Below are 24,315 nucleotides of genomic sequence, written 5' to 3'. Positions count from 1 at the left end.
TTCCCACTTCTCCGCTCTTATTCGGTAATGGCCCAGACCCGCGCAGGCAGACCAGTTGCACCTTCAATGCGGGGATAAGAAACGATGACCACTGCACCGGCCGGCTGCACTTTATCCAGATTTGCAAGCACCTCCACCTGCAGCTTGTCGTTGTCCAGAACATAGCGCTCGCAGGCAAGGTCGCCCTTTTCCTCCGCCACCGCAGAGGAATCGGTATCCAGCGTTTCGTGGCCGTTGGCGGCGGCATTGCGCACCTTGTAGATATACTCCAATGCTTCCAGCGACCAGCCGGGAGCATTTTCTTTGCCCTCTGCGTCGATGCCGGACAGCGCATCCATATCCGGCCACTTCTTATACCAGTCGCTGCGCAGAGCCACCAGCGCACCATCCGGGATAGGACCGTACTTTGCTTCATAGGCCTTGATGTCCTCCACTGTCACAGCGTAGCGAGGGTCTTTCTTGGCCTGCTCAGAAATATCGATGACCACCAGCGGGAAGATCAGGTCGTTCACATCAAACTTTTCGGACAGCGCTTTGCCCTTGATGAAGTGACCCGGGAAGTCGATATGGGTACCGAACTGTCCGGGGAATTTGAAAGTCTGGATCAGGCATTCCAGTTCCGGCTTGCCCCAGTCCCACACGGTCTTTGCCAGCTCCACGGAGCCTTCCGGGATGCCGGACCAGTAGGGGCTTTCGTTGTTCAGCGAGTGAGAAAGTTCCACCCAGCGATATTTTTTAGCGTCTTTCAGTGCGTTCCACAGTTTATAATCAGCCATTGTCGGTTCTCCTTTTATTGTGACGATGTATGTTCGGGCACTTCTCCCAGACAACGGCATCTTCCTGTTTTTTCTCAGTCTGTCTGCCGGGAATTTGTCTGGGAGCAGCGCATTCGCCCGGGTAGTCTGTGCCGGGCATCTGCTGTATGTTCCATCTGTCTGCGCTCTCTTCCTTGTGTTGGGAATAGTATAAACCAATTTTCACACCATGTCAATAGGTTTATTCTTTCAAAGACAAATCTGCCTTTTCGTCCGCCGGTTGCCCGCCGCCATCACCGCGTCGATTCGTGTACCGCAGGTGCTTTCCAAGTAACAGCCTGCGTTGCTGTTCTTCGAGTTTGCTTGACAGTCTTCGTCTCTCTTTTGATAAATCAGATTTATTCGATATCGTCATAAAATCTCTGTAACACTGCCGCTAATCCCTCCGGAGCTTCTATGTTTGCTTCATGACCCGTTTTCAAAAGTTCACGATAGCAGGAATTGCTCAAATAGCTGACAAGTTCTTTTGAGGCTTTTTTATTTGCATCGTCTTTTTCGCCACAAACGATCAATACAGGACAAGACACCTTACACAATGAATCTCTGAAATCCAATTCTGCCATCGTGCCGCACAAACTAATCACATCTGCTTTTTTGAATCCAAATTGCTTGAACATTGCATTTGGCATAAAGCGGAACAGCATATTCTGGAATTTCAATAATTTTTTAGGCATTTTGTATTGTGCCGCAATTAACACAAGCGCCTTTACTTTATCCGGATGGTCTATTGCATAATTAAGTGCCAAAACAGCACCCAGAGAGAGCCCACATAAGACGATTTTGTCATTTTCCTTATTGCACTCTTCTGAGAATGCAGTATACAGCTCCCTATAGGTGGCCGCTTTTCCTTCCAGCATCTCTGCCAAGCTCAAGCTGGCACTTCTATCCGAGACCGTCGTTTCTTTTATCACTCTATCCCAACTGTCTGGTTTTTGTCCTAATCCATGTAAGTATAAATACTTCATCTACTTTTTACCATCATCGTTTTTCCTTTTTTCTTCATACGTCCTGCTGCTTTTCCAGTGCTTCAAAGTGATACCGGGGCTTGCCTTTGCTCTTTTTGCCGTACTCGATGGCCTCTTTAGGGCAGTAGCAGATGCACGCCATGCAGTGGGTGCAGTTTTTGCCCCAGACCGGCTTGCCGTTTTCCAGATGGATATTGTTCAGGGGGCACAGCTCCACGCACTTACCGCAGCCGATGCAGGCATCCGTTGCCCGGAAGGCATCCGCTTTTACAAAGAAGCGATAGAACACCGGGTTCACCGGGCCACTCATAAAGCGGTCGTAGAGGTTCTCTCTCGGCGGAGGAAACTCCTGCCCGGCCTTGAGCCGGGTCAGCACCTTCTGAAGCGCAGGCTCTGCCTGCTCCACGATGCTCCGTGCCTGCTCCTTTTGGGGTGCATTGAACATGGCAATGTAGTTTTCCGGCATGATGATCTGAGCTGTGCCCATATACTGCAGCTGTTTTTGCGCCGCAAGCTGCCGGTTATAGCCTGCCGCATTGCCGATCTCGCTGCCGCAGTCCATCACAAACCAGATACGCTCTGCCCCGGTCAGCGCGGTCTTTCCCAGCCACTCGGACACCACCCGGGGGATGCGCCATGCGTAGGTAGGCGTTACCAGCACCACGTCACGCCCAGTCTGCACCGGGGCGGTATCCCCTGCCTTGATGCAGGCGTTCAGGTCGTAAAGCAGCATCTCCACCCCTTCGGCAATGCGCCGTGCCAGATACCGGCTGTTGCCGGTTCCCGTAAAATAAAGTACCATGGTTGCCCCCTTATTTTTTGTGTTTTTAGATACCAGTCTGCCCGGCAAACTGGAACTTGTCGGGGCGAGGCCCCTCCATCTTGCTGCCGCAAGACCGTTCGGTCGCTTAAAAGCCCCACTGGGGCTTTCATTGTTCTGCTTCGCTCCACAAACGCGAACTTGTCGGGGCGAGGCCCCTCCATCTTGCTGCCGCAAGACCGTTCGGTCGCTTGAAAGCCCCACTGGGGCTTTCATTGTTCCGCTTCGCTCCACAAACGCGAATTGTTTACTTCTTCGTCTTAGGCGCAATAAGCAACATGACTGTCACAAGAATATATAAACCATACAGTAACCAAGTAATGGTATTGTTCCAAGGAAAACTCATTTCTGGATGGTTCAATGCAAACACTATAAATGCAATAGCTATAATCAGCATTATTAAACCGAGAATCCTTGATATACGCTTTTTCATGCAAAGCACTTCCTTGTCAAACTGGAATTGTTAATCTTGAACTGGTCCTATAATGCCAAATGCTATTGCATCAATAAAAAGCACGAACGCTATCACACAAACAATTAAAATAGTTGCAATGACTTTAATAACAAGTTGTTGATTTTGTCTTAAATTACTCTTACTAACAATCCTTAAGACAAAAATCAAAGCAACGAGGATGATAAAAGAAATAATATTATAAAGAACCACTGTTTTCATCTATGTGTCCTTCTTTTTTATATCAATTCCGAGTTGCCGCTCTCCGTATGCCATAGTCTCCGCACGCAAAAAAGCCCTTTGCGGCAAGCTGTGCACTTACACCTCGCCCGCAAACTTCATGCCCCAGCTCATGCGGGTGTCGTACATCAGGCGGGTCAGGGCAAGGCTGTCCTGCGGGGTGTAGCGGTCGCTGCCGGTGCGTCCCAGCTTGACGCAACGGCTTGCTTCCCGGATCTCATACTCAAAGCCGTTGATGTCCACCGGGCAGCGGATGACCTCCGGCTCTTTGTCCTCCACTTCCAGCGTCATGGTCTCGGCGTGCTGGAAATCCGGCAGAAAGATGCTGCCCTTGGTGCCAACGATGCGGGCATTGCGCTCCAGCTCCTGCCCGATGGTCTGGACAGACTCCGCCTTGCAGCCGCCGGGGTAGGTCAGCGCAAGGCGACTGTAATCGTCGGTGCCGTACTCGTTGATGTGCACCTCTTTGGTCTCCACCTTCTCCGGGTCCTGTCCGGTCAGGATGCGCAGAAAGCCCAGATTGTAGATGCCGATATCCAGCAGCGCACCGCCGCCCAGACCGGAATCAAACTTGCGGTCCTTCCGGGCACCGGCGGCAACAAAGCCGTACTGACAGATCATCTGCTTCAGCTCCCCGATGGTGCCCGCCGCAAGGATCTCGCGCAGGCGGTCGTACAGCGGCAGCAGCCAGATCCAGAACGCCTCCATGAGAAAGCGGTGCTTTTCCTCTGCCAGACGGTACAGCTGCTGCGCCTGTTCCGGATCGATGGTAAAGGGCTTTTCGCACAGAACGTGCTTACCCTGCTCCAAGCAGAGCTTGCAATTTTCGTAGTGCAGGGTGTTGGGGGTGGCGATATAGATGGCCTCCACCTCCGGGTCGGCGGCAAGAGCTTCGTAGGAGTCATAGCAGCGGGGGATGCCGTACTGCTGTGCAAACGCCTGCGCGCTTTCCATGTGCCGTGACCCCACGGCAACAAGCTGCTCCCCTTCTGCGCCCATCTGTTCCACCGTAGATGCAAACTTTTTGGCAATGGTGCCGGTCGCTAAGATTCCCCACTTCATAACGGTACCTCCCGGTTTATTACTTTGGATTCGTTGCGTTCAGTATACCATGGTTTTCCCCTGCGGAAAAGATAGTGAAAAACAAAAATGCCCCCGGAGGGCTTGTTCCAACTCTCCGGGGACGATTCTATACACCGGTATCTTTCATCTTGTTCCAAACAATCGCATCCATTATAATAGAATTGGAAAGAAGGTGCCAACATGAAACATCGCATTGTGACGGCTGCGCAGATGAAGGAAATCGAACGGGCCGGGGATGTCCACGGTCTGCCTTACCTGCAAATGATGGAAAACGCCGGGCTGGCGGCTTACGCCGAACTGCAAAAGCAGTTTCCGCATCCCGGCAGGCTGCTGGTGGTCTGCGGAAAGGGCAACAACGGCGGCGATGGGTTCGTGATTGCCCGCGCCGCTGCAAAAGACGGCTGGAGTGTGACCGTTCTTCTGGCCGAGGGCGAGCCGAAAACCGCTGACGCCATCCGCAATTTTGAGCGTCTGCACTCCCTGCCGGTGCACATCTGCACTGACGGTTCTGTACTGGAAACCCAGAGCTTTGCTGCCGTTGTGGATGCCCTCTACGGCACCGGGTTCCATGGTGAACTGCGGCCTTCCGGTCTTGCTGCCTGCGGTCTGATGCGCCGTCTGCACAAGAGCGGTGCCTTTGTGCTGGCCGTAGACCTGCCCAGCGGCATCAATACGGACACCGGCGAGGTTGCCGAGGGTGCTGCCCATGCGGATCTGACCGTAACCTTCGACAGCTATAAGCCTTTGCATATTGCAGAAGCTTCTGCGCCGCTGTGCGGAAAGATCGTCTGTGCCGACATTGGCATCCGGGATGAATGGCACCCGGAGTTTTGACGAGGGCTTGCCGCTGCGGAAAAGCACCTGCGCACAAAAGAGCCTCCGCACAGATCACTGTGCAGCGGCTCTCTAGCTCTCAGCACCGACGGTGTCACACCCTGCGCTCAAGGTTCTGCCGGAACAGCTCATACGCTGCCCGCATCTCCTCCGGCAGACGCTTCAAGGTTTCCTGCTGCAATTCAGACGGCATCCCGTAAAAGGCTTCGGCAATGCCGCCGGTGATGCAGGCAAGGGTGTCGCTGTCACCGCCGAGGGAAACAGCATTGCGCAGGGCATCCTCAAAGCCGGTGCTTTCCAGAAAGGCGATGATGGCCTCCGGCACGGTCTGCTGACAGGTCTCCACATGGCGATAGCCCGGACGAATTTCATCGCAGGTGCGGCTCAAATCGTAGCCGAAAGTCTGCTCAACATACTGCCGGATCTCCGGCTTGCTGTGGCCGGTGCGTGCCAGAAAAATCGCTGCCGCCGTGGCCTGTGCACCCTTGATGCCCTCCGGATGGTTGTGGGTGACCTCGGCAGTCACCTTTGCCATCTCCAGCGTTTTGTCCAGCGTATCAAACAGCCAGCCAGCCGCCGCCACCCGCATGGCGGAGCCGTTGCCAAAGCTGCCGTAGGGCTGCGGATGCTCCGCACGCAGCCACCGGCGGAACATCCCACCGTAACCGGCATTGGGGTATGCCTTGCCCAAACGTCGCATTTCGTGCTGCACCTCGGCAAAGGTTTTCGGTGCATCTCCCTGCCCTGCCATCAAGCCCCGTGCCACCGCGACTGTCATGACCGTGTCATCGGTGAAGTGCGATTTTTCGCTCAGCAGCGGAAAGTTCTTGCCCTTGTGATTGTTCCGGTCAAACTCATTAGGATAAACAGGATAACTATATCAGCAGGGGCCTCCGGGCTCCTGCTTTCTTTCTGTTCTGCCGCCGTTTCGTGCATAATGCCGCAAAAAGCGTCATTCTTGAAAACTTTTTGCCACAAATTGCCAGATTTTACTTGACATTGTCCCTTTTAGGGTCTATAATGAGGGTACAAGAAAACGCTATGACCCAAAACGGGTAGGAGGACAAAAAGATGTTTGAAGTGACCTATCAGGAAGTAAACAAGCGCGACGAAGTCGTCACCAAGCGCAAGTTTTTCAAGACTGCTGCCGCCCGCGACAAGTTTGTCGAGAGAGCATCCCAGAAGGACAACTTCCTTTGTGTTCTCGCTTACGCCGGTTAATGGAGGTGCTCAAGATGTTCAAGAAAATCGTGAAATCCATTGCCGCCATCAAGACCGAGAACGACCGCGACGAGTGCTACTGGCAGATTGACCGTGCATTCGAGGAAGAGCGCATCTCCTTTGAGGACCACGAGCTCCTCTACAGTCTGGCCGGTATGGTTGAGGTCGCTTAATTTTTTTGCTTTCGTGTGTCCCTTTTAGGGACGCCAAGCAAGTAATAAGACCCGTTTCGGGTAGGAGGTTTTTATGGAGCTCTACAAGTACACCGGCAGCGTTGCCGCCATGACCGTTCGTTTCGGCAAGGCCGAGACCATCACCCTCTACGACAGCTATGACGACAGCGTCGCTCCGGTTCGTCTGGATGTTCGCGGGGCTCTGGCCGAGTACATCAAGAAAATCGAGGGCACGGACAGCGAGGAGCGGTACATGAATCTCGACTGGTACTACGACTTCAATATGCTGCTCCGGCGCATCGAGGTTCCGGGCGTCCCGTCCGAACAGTTCCAGATGGCCGGTGTCCCGGCCAAGGTCCTGACGCAGACCCGCAGCAATCCGGACGAGCTCGTCTGCTTCGGTTGCCCCGATTTCATCAACACGAGCAAGCCGGTCTCGATGGGTCAAGATGATTACCAGAACTTCCTCATGTGGAAGCGTGAGAACAGAGATTAAGGAGGTGCAGACGATGAAGCGTTACCAGATTTTATATAACAAGGCCGGTTTCCCGCTCTGCGTTTGGAAGTCGTCCGAGGAGGAGGCCCGCAGCTTTGCAAACAGGTTTCGGGCTGCTGGGTACTCCGTCGATGTGTGGGAACACACGGCGACCGGCGCACGAAAAACCAACATCTAACCCCGCCTGACGATGGCCGCTGGCGACGGCCGAAACGCCCAAAAGGGCGTCGCGGGAGCCAAACCGCAAAGGAGTGTCAGCTATGAAAATGAAGTCCTACAAGGCAACTTTCTTCCGCCACAATCCCCAGTTCAAGAATGGCGGTTACGTCACTGAGCGCAAGATTGAGGCCGTCTCGCTGCCCTCTGCTCGCAAAAGAGCCCGCGAGATTTCCGAGCACTGTGTATACGGCAGCATGGAGCTGCTCGACATCGAAATGGAGGCATAAGAGCTATGACCGTTCTTGAGCGTTTGAAAGCTGCCGGGTATGACCCGGCCGTGTCCCTGTTCCCTGACAGTATCGGGAATGCTGGTTCCATGGAGTGTGAGCGCATCCAGATTCGCACGTTCTTCTGCCGCCCCCGTGAGAACGAGGCCGCCATCGGGGTGACCGCAACAGCGATGACCCACTTCTCTGACGGCTCGACCCGTCCGTACCCGGACGGCTGGCCGCGCAGCCTCGATGCCAGTGTCACGCTCTACTTCGCTGGCGACGCGGAATTTCATTATTTCGGCAACGTCGCTACTGACCTTGTCGGCTCCGATGCCGAGTTTCGCTACAGACTCTTGAGCCGCTGTATTCAGGACTGCAAGTATTTCCTCGGCTGCGGCTCGCGTTTCAGCAAGTACCTCTGGGGCTGCTGCGTTGAGAATCATATTCAGGCCATGCGCATCCTGTGGGACAGCTTTTCCGACGACGAGAAGCCGGAGTGGACCTCTCTCGAGGAGATTGAGCGGTTCAGCAAAAAGATGCTTGAGGAGGAGATTTACTGATGGCTGCCCAGAATTTCAAGTTGTTCCTTGGCTGTCTCGGTAACGGCGTAACGGTCTGTAACTCCGCCGTGATGGAGGACGGCGATTTCAAGATGGTCGCCCACATCTCCAACGAGGGGAAAATCACTTGGTACGTCGGCGAGGATTACCCGCCTGCGGATGCTCTCGCAAGCATCCGGGCCTGCGCAGAGCAGGAGCGGGTAAAGTACGAGACATGGCTCAACGGCCTGTCTCCGGCCGCGCGCCGGGAGTATCAGCTCGAGCGGCTGCCGCTCCCCGAGTTTCTCGAGGAGCTCCGCAAGGCAAAGGAAGAAAGGGAGGGAGCCTAATGTCCCGCGATATTCACGATTACGACAGCCTCAAGGAGGCATACGATGTCCTGCTCATGTTCGAGCGGTTTCCCGGTCCGGTGCGTAGTGAGCGCGTCGAGGAGTTCGTCACTCAGCTCAAGCGCGACATCCGAGAATACGTCAATCGGGTTTCCGATTGCCACATCGTCCGCGACGAGCTCGATTCTTTCGTCGAGCTCGTTAAGCTGCCAGAGAAGCTCTCTCCCCTCTCAAAAGAGAGCGTTCTCGAATGGTTCTATATGCACCGGGCCTACCGCGACGACCGTTATGACGGCATGGGGTGCTCCGGTCAGTTCTTTACCACCCGCGTCAGGCTCTTTCGCCGTCGCGGTTGCTGGTACGCCTATCATTTTGTTTCGGTCGATATGTAAAGGAGGTTCGCATGGAAATAAATATCACATACAAAAGCCCGGAGCATGAGGCTGCGTTCCTGTCTGAGCTTCAGCGGATTCCGCACATCGTAAATCCCGAATCCGGGCGCATCAATCCGTATTGGGGCGCGTCCCTGTATCTGCTCTCCGCGCTCACGCGCTGGCCGGAGCTCCGCATTGCCGTCATCGGCGAGGACTACATGATGTTCACGGCCGCAGAGGAGGCTTTCAATTTGAGCCAGAACGAGCGCATCATCGTCGAGTTGGCTGCCGCTTTTTACAACGCTAGTTTGTGGGAAATGCCGGGTTTTGAGATGGTGTCTGGAACGTGTGACACGGCTTTCGCGCTCATTCTTGAGGCATTCCGCCTGCGTCGTGCAAAGCTCTTTTGCAAAGACGGGGAGGTGTCCGCAGAATGGGAAGAAAGGAAATGAGCCTCCGGCGCGCTGTCGCCGTCCTGAGCTTCATTGGCACGGACGACTTCGGCCGCGAGGTGTTCGTCGATGAGCTGGGCACAATCTGGAAGTACGCAGAGCCCGGTGCAATGCCGAAGGAGCGGCACGACAAGCTCTATACTGCATCCAGTAACGGCCGGGACGGTGAGCCGGGCCTGCCGATGTCCGATGCGTTCGACTACAAGATTATCAACTAGGAGGCGGAACACAATGTCTGCTGTCTATCGGACGTTGTACGAAAAATATGAGCAGAACGACGTTTTACACGTCGGCATTCAGGAGGTCGTCGAGGCCGAAAAGGAGATTGACACGTTCCTCAAGTCTCTCGACCGCAACCAGCGCGACCAGCTCGACACGCTGCTGGGGCGTCTGTCCCGCGCCTACGAGATGCAGGGTTTTCTTTTCGGTGGTCTTGCATCCGGCGCAAAGTGGAACGGAAAGACGGCTCCCGAACCGGGCGACGGATACGGCCGGAGTGTCCGGGCCTATCACGGCTCAACGCTCGCTCCGGTCTGCCAGATTGACCGCAAGACAAATCAGGTCATACATGAGTATCCGAGTATCGCTGCTGCCTCCCGTGCTACCGGTCTGGATGACAGCGCAATCGGAAAGGTATGCAAGGGAAAGTTACCCCATGCGGGCGGTTTCCTCTTTCGGTACATCGAGCAGTAAATCTTTCACAGGTACGCAAAAATATTTCAAGAAATTGCCATTTTGCTCTTGCTTTCCACGCGCTTGTGTGGTATAATATAGTCAGTTGAGGGGGCCGCTCCTCAATGAGTAAGGTGGCAAGGCCAGAAATGAAACGATATGGACGACGAAATGAATACCGCCGAGGTGCTTCGAGACGAGGCAAAGGAGAACCGGACCCGTGAAATTCTTGAGCTTATGCGTAACAGCAAAACGCTCGAGGAGGCCGTGGAAAAAGTAAAAGCCCTGCTCAACAAGTAAGCAGGGCTCTCCGATGAAGAACAAAGGCCGATGACGGCGGCCAGAGTTCTGAAACGCCGGGGGAGTGAGAAACAGCTTGCAGATGCCTCACTTCTCCGGCATTTCTATCATAGCAGATTCAAGGGGGATTTCAAGATGTCAGCTTTAACGCCTGTTGCCGTTCGCATCACCGGGCTGCGCGAGGCTCGCGGGTTGACCCGCACCCGGCTGTCGCAGCTCTCTGGCGTCCCGCTGCGGACACTCGAGGAGTGGGAGGCCGGTCGCCGGGTCCCGCGCGATGTTTACCAGATTCATGCCGTCGCCGCTGCGCTCGGCATGAGCATTGAGGATTATCTTGGGCTATAATGAATCAGGAGACCCGGCACTACGCCGGGTCTCCCTTTTTGTTATTCGGGCATAAAGCCGTAACCGGCCTCAAATGCCGCTACTTCTCGGAGGTAGGCAACGCGGCCTGCTGCGCGGTCGATGGCGTCGCGCAATTCGCGGTTTTCCACCAGCTTGAGCAGCGCGGTGAGCGTGTCCTCTGCCTGCATGATTTCGCGGGTGTCCTGCGGGTTGACCTGCTCCATGTAGAGCTCATAAATAGACTGTTCCATGCTTGCCTCCTATGCCCGCCAGCGGTCGAGCCGCTGCCGCGCATACAGGATTTGCGCGCGCCGTTCTTCCCGCTGCGGGTGTTTCGGAGCAGCCATTGTGACGGGAGGGCTGTTCGTGGTCCCCGTGCAGCCCTCTCCATCACCTCCCTGTGGGCCGTCTCCCGCAGGCTGATTTTAACTTGCTGGCTATTTGCCTGTAGCTTTTCGGAGTGCTTTCTCCTGCGTTGAGCCGTAGAACGTCACGAGCACGGCTCCGGGGCCTCGATTTCGGGCTTTTGTGGTCTGGCCGTAAAGATTGCCGCCTAGCCACCACGACTCTTTGCGGGTCTCCGCAGGAGGCTTTCGTCACTTGCTGGGTCATTTCACGATTTCCGCCAGCCTCTCGACGGTAACATCTGTCTCGATGTACGGGCTGCTGCCGGTGTCGTCTGTGTAGGTTCCGGTTACACCATCTGCGCTTTTCCAAAGTATCATGTTTTCCACCTTGCTGCTGTTGCCCTCGCTGAACTCCTCGACCTTGTACTCCGAAAGCGTGATACCAAGCTCTGCCGCTTTGTCGAACACTGCCTGCGCCGTCTGCTCCGCCACTATCGGGAGATACAGGCCGCCAGAGGAAACGGTTCGAACGGTGAGCGTGTACTTGCCGCTGTAATAGAATGCATCAATCGACGATATGTAGGCTGCGCTTTCTTTGTCCAGCGCGTTCAGTGCGGTTTCTTCGAGGACGCTCCGGTTCGTCTCCGGCGTCGATACTCTGGTTGTGCTGGTTGTTCTCTTTCGAGGTGCTATAAGGTCGAATCCGCCAAAAAGCATGAACGCAAAGAACACAGCAACAGCGATGGCTATGATGTTCGCCTTTTTGTTCTGCTTTTTGCTCGGCTCCGCTGCCGGGTTTTCTTTTTTGGGCTGCTCCGGTTTCTGCTCCGGCGACGGCTCCTCTTTCACGCGGTCCGCAAAGCTCACTTTTTCTTTGTCATCGCCAAAGTATGCCCAAAAGCACTTTTCCCGTTCGTCCACATACAGGTGTGTCATGTACTTCCAGCCATGCTCTGTGTGGTATTTTCCTAGTACCTTTTTGTGCAGAACATCTATCACAGCGAATGTTCCGCTGTCCTCGTCGTTCCGGGCGTTGTGCGCTGTCTGGCACACGGCGTATCTTGAGCCGTCTGAAATGGAGGCCGCGTTTACAAAGGATTCTGTTTCGTAGACAAGCTCCGGGGTGAATGAATCGTCCGTGATGTAGAATTGCTTTCCCCAAAAGCAAGCAATCTTGGAATCCCTGCTCATTGCGAAGTTGATTTCGAGCGATGGCTTGTACGCGCACTGCTGTTTCAGCCTCTCCCGTACCTCGTCCATTGGGATGCTGGCCGGGTCTACGAATCGCGCGCCGCTACTTGTTACCCCCCCCCCGAACAGTTGTTCGTGGGTGAGGGACGCAGTTGTGTTACCCATAACTGTTGTCCTCCTGTCCTGTGTTGGTGGTCGTGCTTTTATGATAGCACCTAACAGGGACAATGGCAACGGCTTTCGCGCCAGCGATTGCAAAATCGCTGAGTATAATATATTCTCTACTCTTCTTTACTTTACTCTACTCTACTTTGTCGATTGTTTCGCCGGAAATACCCGGAAATGCTGCTTTCAGTGCATATCCGCGCGGATATGCGTTCAAAACGGTATTTCCGCTCCGGTTATATTGTTTTTCGTGGTATTTTGGGACAACTGCGTGTGTTGTCTCGCATGACCCTTTTATCAACTTTTTCCACCCAGTTTTCCACTTTTCGGGTCGTTCTGGTATTTCCGCGCCGTTTTTCTGCGGTTATCCACGGAAATGATAGAAAATGTATCAAAAAGTGCATTTCTGTCCCGAAAATGTCTTTTTACGAGAATAACCGCGCCGGAAATGCTGCTTTAAGTGCGTTTCCGGGGAAGATATTGCAAAAAACAGCAATAAAAAAAAGAGCCTCCCGGCCCTCTTGTGCGAGGAATACCGGGAGGCTCGTGCTGTTATGTGGTAGCTGCTGGGGCGTCCTTAGTGAATCTGGTTCTTGACGTTCTCGTAGGTCTTATCGCCCTCGATAGCGGCCTGCGTGAAGGAGTTGTTGTACCACCAGTTAATCAGGGCCGTAACGGTGGTGATGCCCGTGGTGACGAGCTGTTCCACCGTGCTGCTCTCGATGGGCAGCAGAGACTTGCCGAACGCGCTCAAAATCTGGTTTGCCAGAGCCAGCAGCAGAGCAGCGGTACGGGCGATGGTGGCGGCGGAAACTTTGTTATTGTACTTCATAATAGCGTTCTCCTCTCATTCGACAATGGATTTGATTCCGCAGCGGGAAACGACTTCCCGCTGTGCGTGTTTGACCTTAGAGGCGTAGTCCAAGGCTGCGTGCATATCACCATTGCAGTGCGCGTCAGGGATGCGCTGAACTGCCTTTGCGGTGGCCTCGCCGAGGGCGATGGCGGCGAGAGAAGTTTCATAGATGCAGATTTGCAGCTCCTCTCTGCTCTTTTCGCGCTGGGCTTCAATGTTCTCGCGCTTCTTGGCTTCTTCGGTCCGCTTTCTCTCGTGCTGCTCGATTTTGCGCTCAATCAGCCAGACAGCAAATCCAAAGATTCCAGACGGCACTCCAACGGTGACGAGAATTTGCCATGTTTCCACTGGTATCACCTCCTCCCTCACAGATATTTGTCTGCGCCTGACAGGGCAGTCCAGCTCTTGGGGCCGCAAATGCCATCAGGGACGAGGCCGTGCTTACGCTGGGCCGTCATCAGTGCCTTTGTGGTAGCCGGGCCAAAACTGCCGTCGTGCGGGATGCCGAGGAGCCGCTGCAGCATAACCGTAGCTGCGCGGTTAGCGGCTCCCTCGCAACCCTGCTCGATGGTCGGCAGGACAAACTTGTTGTAGGTGGTGCTGGGATACACGCCGGGCTGGACGCAAAGCCATGTAGCCTTGCCTCCGCGCGTGTCGGTGTGGACAATGGCGGCCTTGTCGTGCCAGTAGATGCCGACCGCGCCAAAGCCCTGCGCGGCCGCGATGATGCCGAGGGCGACGGGGTTGACGCTCCGGTCCTTCGTGCGCCAGTCGGCCGCAATGCCGTAGAGGTGGCGGCTCGTCCGGCTGCCGCCGACTTTCGGGTCTGCGTTGTGCTTCACGCACCGGTAGCCTGACGTAACCTTGATGGCCTTGCCGAGCTTGGTGCGGATGGTCTGCATCTTCTGGACGAGCTCCGGGTCAATCATCTGCGCCGTGCATCCGCACGGGCAGGCGAACTCGTACCGCTCGAAATCCGTGGTAATTTTCGTGTGGTCGTTCGGCTTAAAGGTAATTACGCTCATTCTCACCGTCTCCTTTATCAGTCTGTTTGAGTACGGAAAATTCTGCGTGTACCACCGCGCGGGCTGCGCCGTAGCCCTCCGGCTCCCCGCAGTTCGTTTCGAGGGAGTATTCCTCCCACCGGTCGAGCAGCTTAACGGTGGCCGTCAAAAGCTGTTCGAGCCTCTCCTCGCGGTTCATTGGCGGCTCCTTTCAGCGGCTCTCGCCGCGCCGGAACAGTGTGTAGTGCGGATGCTCCTCCCCAAACAGCCAGTATCGCAGCCAGTCATCGAGGACAACGGCCGCGATAGACACGAAAATCCACAAAATGCTGAACGGGAGGCAAATCTGCCCTTTGTAGTTGAACGGCATACCGGAGTAGTCCCAAACGCCGAGGCCGAGCCAGACGTTGAGAATCATACCGGTAACGAGCTCCGCTCCTGTCACGATGGCCGAGCCGAGGACGCCCTGCCAAATGAGCGGGGTATCCCACTCAAGCAGGCCCTCATTCAGCTCACCGAGAATCAGGAAAAGGAATCCGCCGAGGACGAACATCGTCCAATGGCTATGTCCTCTGAAAAGCACCTCGAGTCCGAAGTATACAAGCCCTCCGAACACAAAGAGGATGGCAGTTTTACATACAGAGTTCCTTGCCATTTCGGTCCTCCTTAGGCGGAGAGCTTGTTGATGATGGCCGTAATCTGCGCCTGCGCCGCGCTGAGAATGTCCCCGACTTCCTTTTCGAGGTCCTCGGGAAGGGCGCATCCGTAATAGATGGAGCCGATAACATTCGGGTCGGTCTCGCGCTTCGCCCACTGGCGCAGCGCATTGCAGTAGGTCGTCTGTTTGGTGACGAAGCTCTTGTATTCGCTGTACAGAGTAATAATGTCTGCCGCGCTGTACATAACGCACTTGCCGCCATCCGGGTGGTAAGGGTATTCGGACGCGCCCAACGTAATGGCCGCAAACATCGAGTCGATGTTCGTCTGGTCGTTGGGCATCAGCGAAAAGTGCTGCGTACCGTCGGACAACTCCACGTCAATGCCAGCATAAATAAAGTTCTGGCAGGTTTCAGAAGCGTCGTCCGCCACCTTCTGTGCCAGAGTGGGAAGGTCGTTTTTCTTCCATTCAATAGCCATACTGTCCTCCTTACTGGAATGCGCCGGAAACGGCCTCGATATAGCCGCCGGTGCCGGATTCGCCGCGCTCCACGCTGACGCGGAAGTTAAACGCCGCGCCGTTGGTGGCGGTCTTATTCTCAAAGACGATGTTCACGCCTTTTTTTACCTCGGTCGTGGCATCCTGCCAGACCGGGGAGCTGTCGAGTGCGTTGTTGGTCACTTCGGCTTTGAACTTCGCATCATCGGGGATGGAGCCGGTCACCTGAAGCACGGCAACGGTAATGTCGCCCTCAACGGCCAACGGTTCAGCCAGCGTCACGCTTGCGGCGTGGACGGCCTTGGTAAAGGTCGCGGACGTGCTGACGGTTTCCTTGCCGTCGCTCACCTCAACGGTGATGGTGTGGTTGCCGTTCAGGATTTTCTGGAATCCGGCAGCGCTGGCCGTCTGCTCAAAGGTCAGGGCCGTGCCGCTGGCAACGCCGGTGCGGGTCTTGGTGGTCTTGCCGTCCAGCTTTTCGGTGACGGTCAAGGTGTCGCCGTCGGCATCCCTGACGGTGCACTTCCCAAAGGCCGTGTTCTTCTGCCCCAGAGCTGCGCCGTCCGTGCTGACGGTAGGTGCAGTGTTGACACTGACCGTGCCATCGTCAGAGACCACGAGTGTAGAGGGAAGAATGAAAGCGGGGCGAACACCATAGGAGTAGAAGTACCAGTAGTAGTTGCTGGAGCCATCGGTGTTGACGTACCAGACGTCGCCGTCAACGTTGGTGTACGGAGAGCGCAGCCACCAAATGGCAGCGGAGCTGCCATTGTATGCAATACGCTTGCTGTTACCGCCGGAGCTATTGCCAAAGTATGCCAGCCTCACACCGTCCTTCGGGAAATAGCCGTTGTCGCTGGTCGTCCAGCCAACCTCATAACCAGACAGCAGGAACACTTTGGTGCTCAGGCCGTTGGAGCCGGTGGCAAGGCTGCCGCCGGAACCAGTGCCGTTCTGGTACGGGATTTTCACCTGCTTAATAGCTGCCCGGATGTTGCTGTCGATGAGGTTGTAGAACGTTCCGTTCAGGTATGTGTGGATGCTGGAATCCTTGTAGGAGTTATTGTTGCCGAACGTGGACGTTGTGTAGATATCCTTCATCAACAGCCACGTTCCGTTGCAACTCGAATCATAGGTGCCGGTGTTCGGGTTGCCCTGCTGCACAACAATAAAATCTTTGGACGCGCCGTTGACTTTGATTTTGACAATGCTGCCAACGGCTTTCGTGCCCAGTTTTACGTTTGCCATTGTTACCTCCTTGTTTTCGTTCAGGCCCACGGCATGATCTCCGCAGGCCGCGTGTTCTGCGATACAGAGAGGGACAGGGCTTTGTGCTGCTTCTTGTAGATGCAGCGGCATTGCCGCGCCCGCCGTCTGTCACGCGCGAGTTTGTTCGAGTTGATTTTTCGATGGATAGGGATTTTGCAGTCAAGCAATTTTTCGAGCCGGTCAGCGTACTTGCGGCGTAAAGAGTAGGTTTCACCATGGGCGGCATGGGCATCCCACGCATCAAAGCTCCGCAGGATTTCCTGCTTGGTTACTTCGCCTGCGGGGTATGCTGTTTCCCAATACTTGATCTTGTTCTTCATCCGCTTGGAGCTATCCCGGCGCAGCTTTTGGATGACCGCGCCGGTGTCGGTCAGGTAGGAGTGAAAGCCCAGAAAATCAATACCGTTCCTCAACGGGAAGATGGCGGTTTTCTGGTTCAGCTCAAGGCCGTAACTGTCCATGAGTGCCCGCACATCCCGGAGAATGCACTGCAATTTCTTCTTGTCCGAACAGATGATGTAGAAATCATCCATGTATCGGCCATAGTATTTGATGCGGTACTTTTCTTTGATGATGTGGTCGAACTCGTCCAAAAACATGAGGGCGAAAAGCTGGCTCGTCTGGTAGCCCAGCGGCAAGCCGTCCTCCATCACGTCGATGTAGATGCAAAGCAGCTCATAGACACGCGGGTCAACGCCGCGCTTATCCAGCACGGCTTTGAGCTTGCGTTTTAGCTTCCGGTGGTCGATGCTGGCGAAGAAATGCCGCACGTCGCCTTTCAGCACCCAGCCGTCCGCGCCGTGGCCCTCACGGCGGTAATAGTCCACCATGTGGGTTTTCAGGCGCATCAGGCCGTCGTCTGTGCCTTTGCCGGTCTGGCTGGCGTGGCTGTCCCGGATAAAGCTCTTTGTCAGGGCGTCATACAGGATGTTATCGACCAGAGCGTGTAGCACCACCTTGTCCACAAATGCGGGGGCGTGTACCATGCGGCGCTTCGGCTCGTAGACGGCAAAGACCTCAAACTTACTTGGCACATAGCGTATCTGCTGCCGGATGCTCCCGTCTGGCTGCCGCACATTGCAGACAGCCAGCTTACGGGAGAGCTTTTCCGTGCAAGCCAATGCATGGGATTCATACTCGATTGTTTTGCTCTTGCTGCGTTTTCCCTTCCGGGCTTCGAGGTAGGCTTTGTAAAGCACCTCAAAGCTGCACAGTTCTTCGTATGTCAAAATGACCCTCCGCTGGTTCGCTGCTGCGGTAGTGGGCTGCATCCGGCAGGGATGGCCCACCTCAGCGGGATGTATTTATCACTTGCCTGCATCGGCAAGCGACAGGATGCGGTTTCCTTTGATGGGCGCACTGCTTTCAGCTTATGCCTACTCGTCACACGGTTCCATCAGAGCGGGGCGAACACCATAGGAGTTGTTGTACCAGTTGTTGTTGTTGGAGCCATCGGTGTTGACGTTCCAGACGTTGTTGTTATTGTTGGTGTTCGGAGAGCGCAGCCACCAAATGGCAGCGTCAGACAAACAAACCGCACCCTTTATGCAAAGCGGTTGCCCGCTGTGCGTTTACGGTTCCGGGTAAAGGACGGCTTTCAGGGCGGCAGCCTGTTCGGTCAGCCGTTTCCGTTCCGCTTCTGCCCGGAGTTTTTCGGCACGTCCGCGTTCCGACGTGAGCCACTTCATCGCCGGGTATTTTACGTCCGTGACCTTCTTTGTCCAGATACCGGCTTTCTTCGCGCTGATGATACCTTCCTCCGTGCAGATGGTCAGGTATTCCAGCAGCAGAGAGCAGCCGTCCACGACTGCGCCGATCTTCTCAACGCGCTTGTCGTAGTCGGTCTGGAAATTGACGTTATTCGCCGCGTGTGCATCCAGCAGGATTTGCCGGGCGGTCAGCCGGATGCCCTCGCCATACAGCCGGAACGTGCTCTTGGAAAAGCCCTCCCTGTCCCGTGTGTCGAGTGCATGGACGGCAGTGCCGCACACCTTCTGGATGTCGCGCACATCTTCGAGCGCTGCGACTTTCTGGATCATCTTCCGGGCATCGCTCCGGCTGATGTCGTCGGTGACAATGCGGGTTGCCCTCTGAGTGTAGCGCAACAGCTCCCGCGCATTCGCGCCGACCTTGAACATTTCAGCCATCGTCAGAACTCCACCCTTGCCTGCTCGGCGTTCCACACGCCGGTCACGGTCAGGCCGTCCAGACTGCCGAACGTGGCAGAAAACGGGTTTTTCGTGACGTTCGTGCCGAACTTCAGCTCAATGGCCTTGATGCTGGCGTTCATAGCTGCCACACTGGCACGGATGTCGCCGTGGGCGTTGGTCGCTTCGTTGTGGGCATCTACCGCCGCGCTGATGCGCTGGTCGGTCTCGGCCTTTTTGTAGCCATCCACTTCCCACCGCTGGCTCTCGGTCAGGTGGCCGTCTGCATCCAGCGTAGCAATGCCGCCCGGCACGCCGATCTGGTCAGTGCGGACAACATCTTCGTCCGGCGCCTTGCCGGGGCCTGCGTTAAAAGAACCGTATGCCATTTAGGTCCCCCCTTCCTGTGCATCCGTGTATTTCACGGTGCTTGTAATGTGATACTGTGCAGAAATTTTCTCGGTCGGAGCTTTGGCGGCCCTCAGCCGCAGCTTTCCTTCGAGGCTTTCGGTTGCAATAAAGCCCACCGCACCCGCCACATCGTAAAATTCCGGCAGTACCGTAACATCCACAATGTCGGTAGCCAACAGGCCCGCAATAGGGATGTCACAATAAAAATAGCCGGGGGAAGAATCATCTTCGCCCCAGCCATCGACCGGAATCGTAAAAGACACCGCAGCCGTGACATCCTGCTTTTCGTGCAGGATGTCATCGGTTTCCTCGAATCCGTTTGCAGTTGCTTCGGAAAGGTCTCCGAGTGCGGTGTTGCACTGCTTGATGTGGCTGCAAAGCGCGGCAAGCCCTGTGCCCAAAAGCGTTTTGATCTTCGCTTTTGCCATAGAGCTTACCTCCTCATGTCTTAGTCAGCCAGCAGAGCGGCGATCTCCTCTGCGGAGAAGTCCTCCACGTCCTCGTCGTGCAGAACATTCTCCGGCTCGGTGTACACGACGACTTCCTTGCCGTCGATGTTCACATTGCCGTTGGTGGAGCTGGCGGCAGTCTTGGTTGCACCCTCAGAGACACCGGCCAGCTTTTCGCCCTCGGCATCGGTCATCAGGCGCTTGCCGGTCTCAGCAGCCACGAAGTCGGCAGGCTTCTTACCGCTGTCGGTCGGATTGCCCTCGCCATCCAGTGCAGCAAAGTTGCCGGCGGTGGCACCGGTGGCCTTATCGGCCTTGCCGGAGATGTCCACTTCCTTAGGGGTGGGAACATACAGACCATCATCCTTCAGAATCAGGGCGTTGCCGACAGCAGCGGAAACATTGACCTTGACATCCACCTCATAACCAGCGATGGTAACGGTGGTGGATGCATCCTTGCCGGTGGTCTTTGCGGCGTAGGTATCGACCAGAGCAGCCATGTTCAGGAAAGAGTAGGTGCAGCTGTCGGGGTTCTCACCCTTGACGGCCAGAACCATGACCGGCTTGCCGTCCAGCTTGGGGTCGGTGGCGCCGGGATAGGTGGTGTCGGAGAACTTGAACTTGCCGACGAACGCGGTCTTGGTCTGGTCGAGGAACATCTCGGTCGGGAAGTCCATGGAGAAAGCAGCTGCGCCGGTCATGCCGGTGTTGGTGTAGAAGTTGACGGTGTTACCGGTCACCTTCACGGCCTTAATGGCGGCGTTGGCAGCGGTCTCGACCGGGGTGAAAGCGTCCTTCTTGACGAAGGTCTTCTTGATCTCGGCGGTCAGGTTGCGGATGGTGGTCTTGGTAGAAATCTGCTTAGACATAGTAGTGTCCTCCTAAAATTATTTCAGCATATCAACGATTTCCTGCTGCGTTTCTTCCTCGTTCAGCAGGTCTTCGCTCGTCATAACGGTTTCTTTGCGGACAGTCAGCGCGTTTGCGCTGTCAAAGTCAAGGCCTTCGCCAATGCGGACGGCAATAGCGCCGCTCGCGTCACGCTTCAAGCCCTGACCGATGCTTACGCTACCGGTTTCACCCGAACCACCTCCTTTCCCGAACAGGGTCACGGTCGCCTGAATATTATCGGACGGGATGCGCTGTGAAAAGAATCTGATGAAGCCATCATGCGTTTCGCACCCGTTCAGGACGCCCGCTTTGGTCGTAGTATAGAAGCTGCCGGGAGATACAACGCCAACGGGTACAAGCTCGCTGGTGCTGTCCGACAGTTCTGCATCATAAATGCACTGGTAGTAATCCATACCGCCAGCGTTTTCGTAATCATCCTCGCTGCGAGCGGGCTTCCACCCGTCAGCCGCAAGGGTGAGTTTGTAGGAGCCATAGTAGCCGCCGCCTGTGCCGCCGTCCACCTGCTCCTTGATAAGAGCCTTTACCTGTTCTTCGTTCAGGATTTCCCCGGATTCAGACAGGTTCTTCACGGCTGCGCTGACCGCTGCCGTGATGGTCGCTGCATGGGCATCAGCGGCGGCGTTGTGCTTCTCAATTTCGGCCTTGACCAGCTTCATCAAAGCCTGCATCTGCGGGCTGAGGGCAATTTCGATTTTTGCTTTGTTCGAGATTGCAATAAGGGCAGCAATCTCAATTTCAAAATCAGCGTTCACGCTGGATGCAGGGACTTCGATTCCACGTTCATCCTGCATGATGAACAGCAGCACTTCGGCATCATCATTCAGGCGGCCATATACGCCGATCTGGTGCATGATGTAAGTGCTTTCTGCTCCGGTAATCTGGATGCTGACTTTCCGGGCCGTTTCCTCTCCGTCCTTTACGGTGTCAATCGCAAGGATGGTCAGTTCGTGCGTTTCGCCGCTGACGGTCGTTTCTGCCGACAAGTCGGTTTCAACGATGCCGGTGCCGCTCACGGCGCGGGTGATGGTGAGCGCGCCGCCGGAGAGGGATTCCGACAGGAGCGCGGCACCGGCAGTTGTATAACTGGATTTTTCCCAGCTCATGTTGTCTGTCCTCCAATCTTGATGGTTACGGTTTCGTGCGTGTGCGCAAGCCCGCCGGTGGCGTATGCCTGCGCGGTGATGTTTTTCGGGTGGATGGCTCCGGGCAGTTCAACGGTCGTCTGCATCCGCGCTGCGCTCATAGCACCGGCAACATAGCCACGAGCCGTGACGGCGCGGGGTTTGATGCTTCCGGGCAGCCGAACGGTGCAAAAGGCAGCCATTCCGCAGGGTGCGGCGGCGACGTAGGCTGGCTGTAAATCCGGAATATATGCAAGAACAAGCGAAAGCGAAAGATGAGCCGGAATCTTGCGCTTCAAGCATTCCATGACGTCGCTCGATAAGAATGTGGAGTTATCATTTGGGAAGAGCTTCACATAAATTCTGCTATTTTTGAATTCAACAGAGGACGAGGCTCCGGTATATCCAAAAACAATATCTTTTATCTCCTGAGAGCCGATGTGGTTGCCGCCGATGAAGTACAAGGCGACGAGCTTGCGCCGCGCCTCGAGGGTGCGCTTCTGGTTCAGAGGGATACCGAGGAAGGTTTCCATCTGCGCCAGCGTATCCGTGTCCATCAGGGATACGAAGTTGTTGTTGACAACAGCGTCCACGCCGTCCTCGATTTCGTCCAGCCCGCCTCCGGCTGCGCGCCAGATAGCGTCCATTTCGAAAACATCCCGGTAGAACACCGGGTAGAATGTTTTCAGCTCCTCGTATGCGCTGGGGAATCCGTTAGGATACAGGGTTGGTTTCACTTACTGTCACCTCCCCCAAAACAAATACCTCCTCTTTTCCGGCCTCGACGTTTGCCGTCTGGCCGTTGAAACGGAGGTTTGCGTAGTCCAGCACTCCCAAGAGGCTGTAAATCGTGTTGCCGACCGTGCTGATGCGCAGGGTGGGCGTTTCGCTGTCGTCCGTGGTGAGGTTGATGCTCTTGATTTGAGCTTTGAGGGCCGTCTGCGCTGCGCTCCTGACGCTGGCGAGGTCTCCTCCCTTTGCAAGCGTCACGGAGAAAGAGATGTTGACCCTTTTCGCCGTGGCGGATGTCGCGGTGAAGTGCGCGCCGATGTTGGCCCGTCCCTCGCCAAGGCCGGTCCCGCCCGGGTCGATGTACTCCTGTACGCGCTGCACAACAGCCTCAGACGCCGGGCCGCCCTCCGTGCCAATGAGAACGCCTTTGACCGTGTTCTCTCCCGCCCAAAGGGGAACAATGCGCGCACGGCCGACGCCGGAGATGCTCTCGCACCACGTTTTGTAATGCTGCTGGTTTCCATTTTCTGCCGGTCCAGCGATTTTCTCCTGTACACGCTTTCGGAGGCTCTCGTCGTCCTCGTCGTCTGCGCCCGGTTCGAGTTCCTCGACGATGGAGCAGGCCGTGAGGCTCCGCTGCGTGTCGGTCGGCACAACAGAGGTTCCGGCCGGAATGTCGTTCGCCTCCGTTCCGGCTTTCTCCGCCTCGATGTAGATGCCGAGGGCGTCATCCTGCGCCAGCACAAAATACTGGCCGCTGCAGAAGAAGCGCGTCCCGAGCTCCGGGAGTTCCCCGTCGTACTTGATGCGGTACTTTGCCGTCGCGGCTGCCTGCCGGTAAACGGCGTATTCCTCCGCCTTGAGCGTCAGGTAATCGCCGGTCGCCGTCACCAGAAACACCATCTCGAACACCTGTTCGAGGTCTGCATAGTATTTGGCGATTTTGAAAGCGATGCCTGCGACAGCATCGTAGAAGATGCTGCCCTGCCGGAGGTCGATTCCGTCCGGCGCGCGGCTCAAAATCTCCTCCAAAACCTTGTCGTAGGTCTGGGCTTCAAACACTCTATATCACCTCCTCGACCTCTGTGGTCCCGTAAATAGTGTCCGCCGTGAAGTGGACGTTGCAGGAATCCTCGTTGAACTCAAACTCAAAGTCATAGACTTTAAGAATCCGGCCGTCGCAGAGGAGTGCATCCTCCACAAGTCTCGGGATTTCCGCCCTGATAAGCTCCTCTGTCGCGCTCTCGTCCGTGACAGTGTCCTTGATTTCGCTGCCGTACTGGTTGTCGTAGACGAGGCAGTGGAAACGCGGAGTGAGGAGTGCTTTCAAAATAAACTGGTTGACGGCTTCGAGGCCGTCAACCTTTCCGACGATGCGCCCTGTATCGAGGTCGAGCTTGTAGGTGAGCGACGGCTGCTCTTTCTCCTCCTCGATGCCGGAAATGGGAATAGGAACAAATACTCTGCTCATACGATAGCCCTCTCAAGAGCATAGTAGCTCTTACCGTCGTTGAAGCGGAGAAGGTAGACGGATTCGCCCGTCTTGAGCGCATTGTAAACGGTCAGCAGACCGCTCTCAATGGAAAAGGTTTTCAGCGAGTGGATGTGCGCGCTCTCCTTGCTGCTCTCGACCTTGTGATAGTCTCCCACGGGCTTGTCCTTATCGCCCTCAAACGGGCAGCCGACGAGGCCGGTCACTCCTCCGCCTCTGGAATCGAACAACTGGAACTTGTGGCCGTGCGCGCCTCCCACATGGGTGTTGCTGTCGATTTTGCCGTCCGCGAGGGCGATGTCTACTTTCACTTGATAGTCGGTCAGGTTCCGGGGGACGAGGAGCGCGCTGCCAGAGATTTCGAGCTTTTCGTCGTTCTCTATCTGGATGGTGAGCGGGCTCTCTTTCGTGACTGTGCCGACAACGATGCCGCCGTTTTTGGGTAGCATAGATAGAAAGAGCTGCTTTAGGCTCGTTGCATCTTCTGGGTTCATGTGCAGCT

The 24,315-nt window shown here is 55.6% G+C and carries 39 protein-coding genes and 1 pseudogene; 14 read left to right on the top strand and 26 right to left on the bottom strand.

Features of this window, described 5'->3' with window-relative positions:
• Nucleotides 1-17: 17 nt before the first annotated feature.
• From ACKXF7_RS09410 to ACKXF7_RS09390, 5 genes are all read right to left on the bottom strand, one after another.
• Nucleotides 18-776, bottom strand: coding sequence for a cyclase family protein (locus ACKXF7_RS09410; RefSeq protein ID WP_308563254.1), 759 nt, complete (start codon nucleotides 774-776; stop codon nucleotides 18-20).
• Between the two features lie 377 nt (nucleotides 777-1,153).
• The gene (locus ACKXF7_RS09405) at nucleotides 1,154-1,780 is read right to left on the bottom strand and encodes an alpha/beta hydrolase (RefSeq protein WP_348583086.1); all 627 of its coding nucleotides are present in this window, start codon (nucleotides 1,778-1,780) and stop codon (nucleotides 1,154-1,156) included.
• Between the two features lie 34 nt (nucleotides 1,781-1,814).
• Nucleotides 1,815-2,582, bottom strand: coding sequence for an EFR1 family ferrodoxin (locus tag ACKXF7_RS09400; RefSeq protein WP_423741137.1), 768 nt, complete (start codon nucleotides 2,580-2,582; stop codon nucleotides 1,815-1,817).
• Nucleotides 2,583-3,063: 481 nt separating this feature from the next.
• Nucleotides 3,064-3,273, bottom strand: a complete 210-nt coding sequence (locus ACKXF7_RS09395) for a hypothetical protein (RefSeq protein WP_097772305.1) — start codon at nucleotides 3,271-3,273, stop codon at nucleotides 3,064-3,066.
• A gap of 96 nt (nucleotides 3,274-3,369) precedes the next feature.
• Nucleotides 3,370-4,353, bottom strand: a complete 984-nt coding sequence (locus ACKXF7_RS09390) for a Gfo/Idh/MocA family protein (protein ID WP_423741136.1) — start codon at nucleotides 4,351-4,353, stop codon at nucleotides 3,370-3,372.
• 201 nt (nucleotides 4,354-4,554) lie between these two features.
• On the opposite strand from ACKXF7_RS09390, the gene ACKXF7_RS09385 reads away from it, so the two are divergent.
• Nucleotides 4,555-5,208: an NAD(P)H-hydrate epimerase gene (locus ACKXF7_RS09385; RefSeq protein WP_423741135.1), complete on the top strand. Its 654-nt coding sequence runs from the start codon at nucleotides 4,555-4,557 to the stop codon at nucleotides 5,206-5,208.
• 94 nt (nucleotides 5,209-5,302) lie between these two features.
• On the opposite strand, the pseudogene ACKXF7_RS09380 reads toward ACKXF7_RS09385, so the two are convergent.
• Nucleotides 5,303-6,034: pseudogene (locus ACKXF7_RS09380) on the bottom strand (ADP-ribosylglycohydrolase family protein); the annotation flags it as partial.
• Nucleotides 6,035-6,279: 245 nt separating this feature from the next.
• On the opposite strand from ACKXF7_RS09380, the gene ACKXF7_RS09375 reads away from it, so the two are divergent.
• The 13 genes from ACKXF7_RS09375 to ACKXF7_RS09315 all read left to right on the top strand — a co-directional run bounded on the left by ACKXF7_RS09375 (nucleotide 6,280) and on the right by ACKXF7_RS09315 (nucleotide 10,561).
• Entirely contained in the window at nucleotides 6,280-6,429 is a 150-nt protein-coding gene (locus ACKXF7_RS09375) for a hypothetical protein (RefSeq protein WP_423741134.1), read from the top strand.
• Between the two features lie 14 nt (nucleotides 6,430-6,443).
• Nucleotides 6,444-6,602 carry a hypothetical protein gene (locus tag ACKXF7_RS09370; RefSeq protein ID WP_423741133.1) on the top strand — a complete coding sequence of 53 codons (159 nt, stop codon included), beginning with the start codon at nucleotides 6,444-6,446 and terminating at the stop codon, nucleotides 6,600-6,602.
• Between the two features lie 73 nt (nucleotides 6,603-6,675).
• A complete protein-coding gene (locus ACKXF7_RS09365) occupies nucleotides 6,676-7,098 on the top strand; it encodes a hypothetical protein (RefSeq protein WP_423741132.1) in 423 nt (140 codons plus the stop codon).
• A 13-nt stretch (nucleotides 7,099-7,111) separates the two neighbouring features.
• Nucleotides 7,112-7,276, top strand: coding sequence for a hypothetical protein (locus ACKXF7_RS09360; RefSeq protein WP_154251259.1), 165 nt, complete (start codon nucleotides 7,112-7,114; stop codon nucleotides 7,274-7,276).
• An 82-nt stretch (nucleotides 7,277-7,358) separates the two neighbouring features.
• A complete protein-coding gene (locus ACKXF7_RS09355) occupies nucleotides 7,359-7,544 on the top strand; it encodes a hypothetical protein (protein WP_117504946.1) in 186 nt (61 codons plus the stop codon).
• 5 nt (nucleotides 7,545-7,549) lie between these two features.
• The gene (locus ACKXF7_RS09350; protein WP_412312869.1) at nucleotides 7,550-8,089 is read left to right on the top strand and encodes an LPD11 domain-containing protein; all 540 of its coding nucleotides are present in this window, start codon (nucleotides 7,550-7,552) and stop codon (nucleotides 8,087-8,089) included.
• The gene (locus ACKXF7_RS09345; RefSeq protein ID WP_249233303.1) at nucleotides 8,089-8,418 is read left to right on the top strand and encodes a hypothetical protein; all 330 of its coding nucleotides are present in this window, start codon (nucleotides 8,089-8,091) and stop codon (nucleotides 8,416-8,418) included. The genes ACKXF7_RS09350 and ACKXF7_RS09345 overlap by 1 nt, the downstream gene beginning before the upstream one ends.
• The gene (locus tag ACKXF7_RS09340) at nucleotides 8,418-8,810 is read left to right on the top strand and encodes a hypothetical protein (protein WP_423741131.1); all 393 of its coding nucleotides are present in this window, start codon (nucleotides 8,418-8,420) and stop codon (nucleotides 8,808-8,810) included. Before ACKXF7_RS09345 ends, ACKXF7_RS09340 begins: the two co-directional genes overlap by 1 nt.
• A gap of 11 nt (nucleotides 8,811-8,821) precedes the next feature.
• Nucleotides 8,822-9,244, top strand: coding sequence for a hypothetical protein (locus ACKXF7_RS09335; RefSeq protein WP_423741130.1), 423 nt, complete (start codon nucleotides 8,822-8,824; stop codon nucleotides 9,242-9,244).
• Nucleotides 9,226-9,462, top strand: a complete 237-nt coding sequence (locus tag ACKXF7_RS09330) for a hypothetical protein (protein ID WP_423741129.1) — start codon at nucleotides 9,226-9,228, stop codon at nucleotides 9,460-9,462. The genes ACKXF7_RS09335 and ACKXF7_RS09330 overlap by 19 nt, the downstream gene beginning before the upstream one ends.
• A gap of 13 nt (nucleotides 9,463-9,475) precedes the next feature.
• Nucleotides 9,476-9,937, top strand: a complete 462-nt coding sequence (locus ACKXF7_RS09325; RefSeq protein WP_423741128.1) for a hypothetical protein — start codon at nucleotides 9,476-9,478, stop codon at nucleotides 9,935-9,937.
• Nucleotides 9,938-10,075: 138 nt separating this feature from the next.
• On the top strand, nucleotides 10,076-10,216 hold the full coding sequence (locus tag ACKXF7_RS09320; RefSeq protein WP_129872799.1) for a protein phosphatase: 141 nt from the start codon (nucleotides 10,076-10,078) through the stop codon (nucleotides 10,214-10,216).
• A gap of 135 nt (nucleotides 10,217-10,351) precedes the next feature.
• Nucleotides 10,352-10,561, top strand: coding sequence for a helix-turn-helix transcriptional regulator (locus ACKXF7_RS09315; protein WP_249233307.1), 210 nt, complete (start codon nucleotides 10,352-10,354; stop codon nucleotides 10,559-10,561).
• Nucleotides 10,562-10,602: 41 nt separating this feature from the next.
• Here ACKXF7_RS09315 and ACKXF7_RS09310 read toward each other — a convergent pair whose 3' ends face one another.
• The 20 genes from ACKXF7_RS09310 to ACKXF7_RS09215 all read right to left on the bottom strand — a co-directional run bounded on the left by ACKXF7_RS09310 (nucleotide 10,603) and on the right by ACKXF7_RS09215 (nucleotide 24,307).
• Entirely contained in the window at nucleotides 10,603-10,812 is a 210-nt protein-coding gene (locus ACKXF7_RS09310) for a hypothetical protein (protein ID WP_156070560.1), read from the bottom strand.
• A 357-nt stretch (nucleotides 10,813-11,169) separates the two neighbouring features.
• Entirely contained in the window at nucleotides 11,170-12,264 is a 1,095-nt protein-coding gene (locus ACKXF7_RS09305; RefSeq protein WP_423741127.1) for a hypothetical protein, read from the bottom strand.
• 577 nt (nucleotides 12,265-12,841) lie between these two features.
• Nucleotides 12,842-13,096 (bottom strand): phage holin, encoded by a 255-nt coding sequence (locus ACKXF7_RS09300; protein WP_423741126.1) that lies wholly within the window; start codon nucleotides 13,094-13,096, stop codon nucleotides 12,842-12,844.
• A 15-nt stretch (nucleotides 13,097-13,111) separates the two neighbouring features.
• Complete coding sequence (locus ACKXF7_RS09295; protein WP_243114925.1) at nucleotides 13,112-13,468, bottom strand: serine/threonine protein kinase; 357 nt, start codon at nucleotides 13,466-13,468, stop codon at nucleotides 13,112-13,114.
• A gap of 17 nt (nucleotides 13,469-13,485) precedes the next feature.
• Nucleotides 13,486-14,145, bottom strand: a complete 660-nt coding sequence (locus ACKXF7_RS09290; RefSeq protein WP_129872795.1) for a D-Ala-D-Ala carboxypeptidase family metallohydrolase — start codon at nucleotides 14,143-14,145, stop codon at nucleotides 13,486-13,488.
• The gene (locus ACKXF7_RS09285; RefSeq protein WP_129872794.1) at nucleotides 14,126-14,323 is read right to left on the bottom strand and encodes a hypothetical protein; all 198 of its coding nucleotides are present in this window, start codon (nucleotides 14,321-14,323) and stop codon (nucleotides 14,126-14,128) included. The genes ACKXF7_RS09290 and ACKXF7_RS09285 overlap by 20 nt, the downstream gene beginning before the upstream one ends.
• 12 nt (nucleotides 14,324-14,335) lie before the next feature.
• Nucleotides 14,336-14,779 (bottom strand): putative ABC transporter permease, encoded by a 444-nt coding sequence (locus ACKXF7_RS09280; RefSeq protein ID WP_129872793.1) that lies wholly within the window; start codon nucleotides 14,777-14,779, stop codon nucleotides 14,336-14,338.
• An 11-nt stretch (nucleotides 14,780-14,790) separates the two neighbouring features.
• Nucleotides 14,791-15,261, bottom strand: coding sequence for a hypothetical protein (locus tag ACKXF7_RS09275; protein WP_129872792.1), 471 nt, complete (start codon nucleotides 15,259-15,261; stop codon nucleotides 14,791-14,793).
• A 10-nt stretch (nucleotides 15,262-15,271) separates the two neighbouring features.
• Entirely contained in the window at nucleotides 15,272-16,528 is a 1,257-nt protein-coding gene (locus ACKXF7_RS09270) for a DUF6273 domain-containing protein (protein WP_423741125.1), read from the bottom strand.
• A gap of 20 nt (nucleotides 16,529-16,548) precedes the next feature.
• Nucleotides 16,549-17,778, bottom strand: coding sequence for a reverse transcriptase/maturase family protein (locus ACKXF7_RS09265; protein WP_423741124.1), 1,230 nt, complete (start codon nucleotides 17,776-17,778; stop codon nucleotides 16,549-16,551).
• Nucleotides 17,779-17,925: 147 nt separating this feature from the next.
• Complete coding sequence (locus ACKXF7_RS09260; protein ID WP_005940875.1) at nucleotides 17,926-18,078, bottom strand: DUF6273 domain-containing protein; 153 nt, start codon at nucleotides 18,076-18,078, stop codon at nucleotides 17,926-17,928.
• Between the two features lie 42 nt (nucleotides 18,079-18,120).
• Nucleotides 18,121-18,696, bottom strand: a complete 576-nt coding sequence (locus ACKXF7_RS09255; RefSeq protein ID WP_423741123.1) for a hypothetical protein — start codon at nucleotides 18,694-18,696, stop codon at nucleotides 18,121-18,123.
• 2 nt (nucleotides 18,697-18,698) lie between these two features.
• Nucleotides 18,699-19,085, bottom strand: coding sequence for a hypothetical protein (locus tag ACKXF7_RS09250; protein WP_423741122.1), 387 nt, complete (start codon nucleotides 19,083-19,085; stop codon nucleotides 18,699-18,701).
• The gene (locus ACKXF7_RS09245; RefSeq protein WP_097777981.1) at nucleotides 19,086-19,535 is read right to left on the bottom strand and encodes a hypothetical protein; all 450 of its coding nucleotides are present in this window, start codon (nucleotides 19,533-19,535) and stop codon (nucleotides 19,086-19,088) included.
• A gap of 20 nt (nucleotides 19,536-19,555) precedes the next feature.
• Nucleotides 19,556-20,425 carry a hypothetical protein gene (locus ACKXF7_RS09240; RefSeq protein ID WP_423741121.1) on the bottom strand — a complete coding sequence of 290 codons (870 nt, stop codon included), beginning with the start codon at nucleotides 20,423-20,425 and terminating at the stop codon, nucleotides 19,556-19,558.
• Between the two features lie 18 nt (nucleotides 20,426-20,443).
• Nucleotides 20,444-21,571, bottom strand: coding sequence for a hypothetical protein (locus ACKXF7_RS09235; RefSeq protein ID WP_423741120.1), 1,128 nt, complete (start codon nucleotides 21,569-21,571; stop codon nucleotides 20,444-20,446).
• Nucleotides 21,568-22,326 (bottom strand): DUF2313 domain-containing protein, encoded by a 759-nt coding sequence (locus tag ACKXF7_RS09230; protein WP_129872785.1) that lies wholly within the window; start codon nucleotides 22,324-22,326, stop codon nucleotides 21,568-21,570. The genes ACKXF7_RS09235 and ACKXF7_RS09230 overlap by 4 nt, the downstream gene beginning before the upstream one ends.
• Nucleotides 22,304-23,383 carry a baseplate J/gp47 family protein gene (locus ACKXF7_RS09225; RefSeq protein WP_423741119.1) on the bottom strand — a complete coding sequence of 360 codons (1,080 nt, stop codon included), beginning with the start codon at nucleotides 23,381-23,383 and terminating at the stop codon, nucleotides 22,304-22,306. The genes ACKXF7_RS09230 and ACKXF7_RS09225 overlap by 23 nt, the downstream gene beginning before the upstream one ends.
• Nucleotide 23,384: 1 nt before the next feature.
• A complete protein-coding gene (locus ACKXF7_RS09220; protein WP_296966518.1) occupies nucleotides 23,385-23,792 on the bottom strand; it encodes a DUF2634 domain-containing protein in 408 nt (135 codons plus the stop codon).
• Nucleotides 23,789-24,307 (bottom strand): DUF2577 family protein, encoded by a 519-nt coding sequence (locus ACKXF7_RS09215; RefSeq protein ID WP_423741118.1) that lies wholly within the window; start codon nucleotides 24,305-24,307, stop codon nucleotides 23,789-23,791. Before ACKXF7_RS09215 ends, ACKXF7_RS09220 begins: the two co-directional genes overlap by 4 nt.
• Between the last annotated feature and the right edge of the window lie 8 nt (nucleotides 24,308-24,315).

Origin of the sequence: Faecalibacterium sp. 7 (assembly GCF_049562865.1) — a bacterium.
GTDB lineage: Bacteria > Bacillota > Clostridia > Oscillospirales > Ruminococcaceae > Faecalibacterium > Faecalibacterium wellingii.
Note: the sequence above shows the minus strand (reverse complement) of the source record. Positions and strands in the feature narration are given on the sequence as shown.

Coding starts and splice junctions, on each gene's coding strand:
- ACKXF7_RS09245 (WP_097777981.1), bottom strand. CDS start 19,535: ATGGCAAAAGCGAAGATCAAAACGCTTTTGGGCACAGGGCTTGCCGCG.
- ACKXF7_RS09235 (WP_423741120.1), bottom strand. CDS start 21,571: ATGAGCTGGGAAAAATCCAGTTATACAACTGCCGGTGCCGCGCTCCTG.
- ACKXF7_RS09390 (WP_423741136.1), bottom strand. CDS start 4,353: ATGAAGTGGGGAATCTTAGCGACCGGCACCATTGCCAAAAAGTTTGCA.
- ACKXF7_RS09335 (WP_423741130.1), top strand. CDS start 8,822: ATGGAAATAAATATCACATACAAAAGCCCGGAGCATGAGGCTGCGTTC.
- ACKXF7_RS09360 (WP_154251259.1), top strand. CDS start 7,112: ATGAAGCGTTACCAGATTTTATATAACAAGGCCGGTTTCCCGCTCTGC.
- ACKXF7_RS09255 (WP_423741123.1), bottom strand. CDS start 18,696: ATGGCTGAAATGTTCAAGGTCGGCGCGAATGCGCGGGAGCTGTTGCGC.
- ACKXF7_RS09365 (WP_423741132.1), top strand. CDS start 6,676: ATGGAGCTCTACAAGTACACCGGCAGCGTTGCCGCCATGACCGTTCGT.
- ACKXF7_RS09275 (WP_129872792.1), bottom strand. CDS start 15,261: ATGGCTATTGAATGGAAGAAAAACGACCTTCCCACTCTGGCACAGAAG.
- ACKXF7_RS09310 (WP_156070560.1), bottom strand. CDS start 10,812: ATGGAACAGTCTATTTATGAGCTCTACATGGAGCAGGTCAACCCGCAG.
- ACKXF7_RS09375 (WP_423741134.1), top strand. CDS start 6,280: ATGTTTGAAGTGACCTATCAGGAAGTAAACAAGCGCGACGAAGTCGTC.
- ACKXF7_RS09300 (WP_423741126.1), bottom strand. CDS start 13,096: ATGAAGTACAATAACAAAGTTTCCGCCGCCACCATCGCCCGTACCGCT.
- ACKXF7_RS09385 (WP_423741135.1), top strand. CDS start 4,555: ATGAAACATCGCATTGTGACGGCTGCGCAGATGAAGGAAATCGAACGG.
- ACKXF7_RS09240 (WP_423741121.1), bottom strand. CDS start 20,425: ATGTCTAAGCAGATTTCTACCAAGACCACCATCCGCAACCTGACCGCC.
- ACKXF7_RS09350 (WP_412312869.1), top strand. CDS start 7,550: ATGACCGTTCTTGAGCGTTTGAAAGCTGCCGGGTATGACCCGGCCGTG.
- ACKXF7_RS09410 (WP_308563254.1), bottom strand. CDS start 776: ATGGCTGATTATAAACTGTGGAACGCACTGAAAGACGCTAAAAAATAT.
- ACKXF7_RS09400 (WP_423741137.1), bottom strand. CDS start 2,582: ATGGTACTTTATTTTACGGGAACCGGCAACAGCCGGTATCTGGCACGG.
- ACKXF7_RS09320 (WP_129872799.1), top strand. CDS start 10,076: ATGGACGACGAAATGAATACCGCCGAGGTGCTTCGAGACGAGGCAAAG.
- ACKXF7_RS09405 (WP_348583086.1), bottom strand. CDS start 1,780: ATGAAGTATTTATACTTACATGGATTAGGACAAAAACCAGACAGTTGG.
- ACKXF7_RS09280 (WP_129872793.1), bottom strand. CDS start 14,779: ATGGCAAGGAACTCTGTATGTAAAACTGCCATCCTCTTTGTGTTCGGA.
- ACKXF7_RS09315 (WP_249233307.1), top strand. CDS start 10,352: ATGTCAGCTTTAACGCCTGTTGCCGTTCGCATCACCGGGCTGCGCGAG.
- ACKXF7_RS09325 (WP_423741128.1), top strand. CDS start 9,476: ATGTCTGCTGTCTATCGGACGTTGTACGAAAAATATGAGCAGAACGAC.
- ACKXF7_RS09220 (WP_296966518.1), bottom strand. CDS start 23,792: ATGAGCAGAGTATTTGTTCCTATTCCCATTTCCGGCATCGAGGAGGAG.
- ACKXF7_RS09355 (WP_117504946.1), top strand. CDS start 7,359: ATGAAAATGAAGTCCTACAAGGCAACTTTCTTCCGCCACAATCCCCAG.
- ACKXF7_RS09370 (WP_423741133.1), top strand. CDS start 6,444: ATGTTCAAGAAAATCGTGAAATCCATTGCCGCCATCAAGACCGAGAAC.
- ACKXF7_RS09215 (WP_423741118.1), bottom strand. CDS start 24,307: ATGAACCCAGAAGATGCAACGAGCCTAAAGCAGCTCTTTCTATCTATG.
- ACKXF7_RS09250 (WP_423741122.1), bottom strand. CDS start 19,085: ATGGCATACGGTTCTTTTAACGCAGGCCCCGGCAAGGCGCCGGACGAA.
- ACKXF7_RS09345 (WP_249233303.1), top strand. CDS start 8,089: ATGGCTGCCCAGAATTTCAAGTTGTTCCTTGGCTGTCTCGGTAACGGC.
- ACKXF7_RS09305 (WP_423741127.1), bottom strand. CDS start 12,264: ATGGGTAACACAACTGCGTCCCTCACCCACGAACAACTGTTCGGGGGG.
- ACKXF7_RS09340 (WP_423741131.1), top strand. CDS start 8,418: ATGTCCCGCGATATTCACGATTACGACAGCCTCAAGGAGGCATACGAT.
- ACKXF7_RS09290 (WP_129872795.1), bottom strand. CDS start 14,145: ATGAGCGTAATTACCTTTAAGCCGAACGACCACACGAAAATTACCACG.
- ACKXF7_RS09330 (WP_423741129.1), top strand. CDS start 9,226: ATGGGAAGAAAGGAAATGAGCCTCCGGCGCGCTGTCGCCGTCCTGAGC.
- ACKXF7_RS09395 (WP_097772305.1), bottom strand. CDS start 3,273: ATGAAAACAGTGGTTCTTTATAATATTATTTCTTTTATCATCCTCGTT.
- ACKXF7_RS09270 (WP_423741125.1), bottom strand. CDS start 16,528: ATGGCAAACGTAAAACTGGGCACGAAAGCCGTTGGCAGCATTGTCAAA.
- ACKXF7_RS09285 (WP_129872794.1), bottom strand. CDS start 14,323: ATGAACCGCGAGGAGAGGCTCGAACAGCTTTTGACGGCCACCGTTAAG.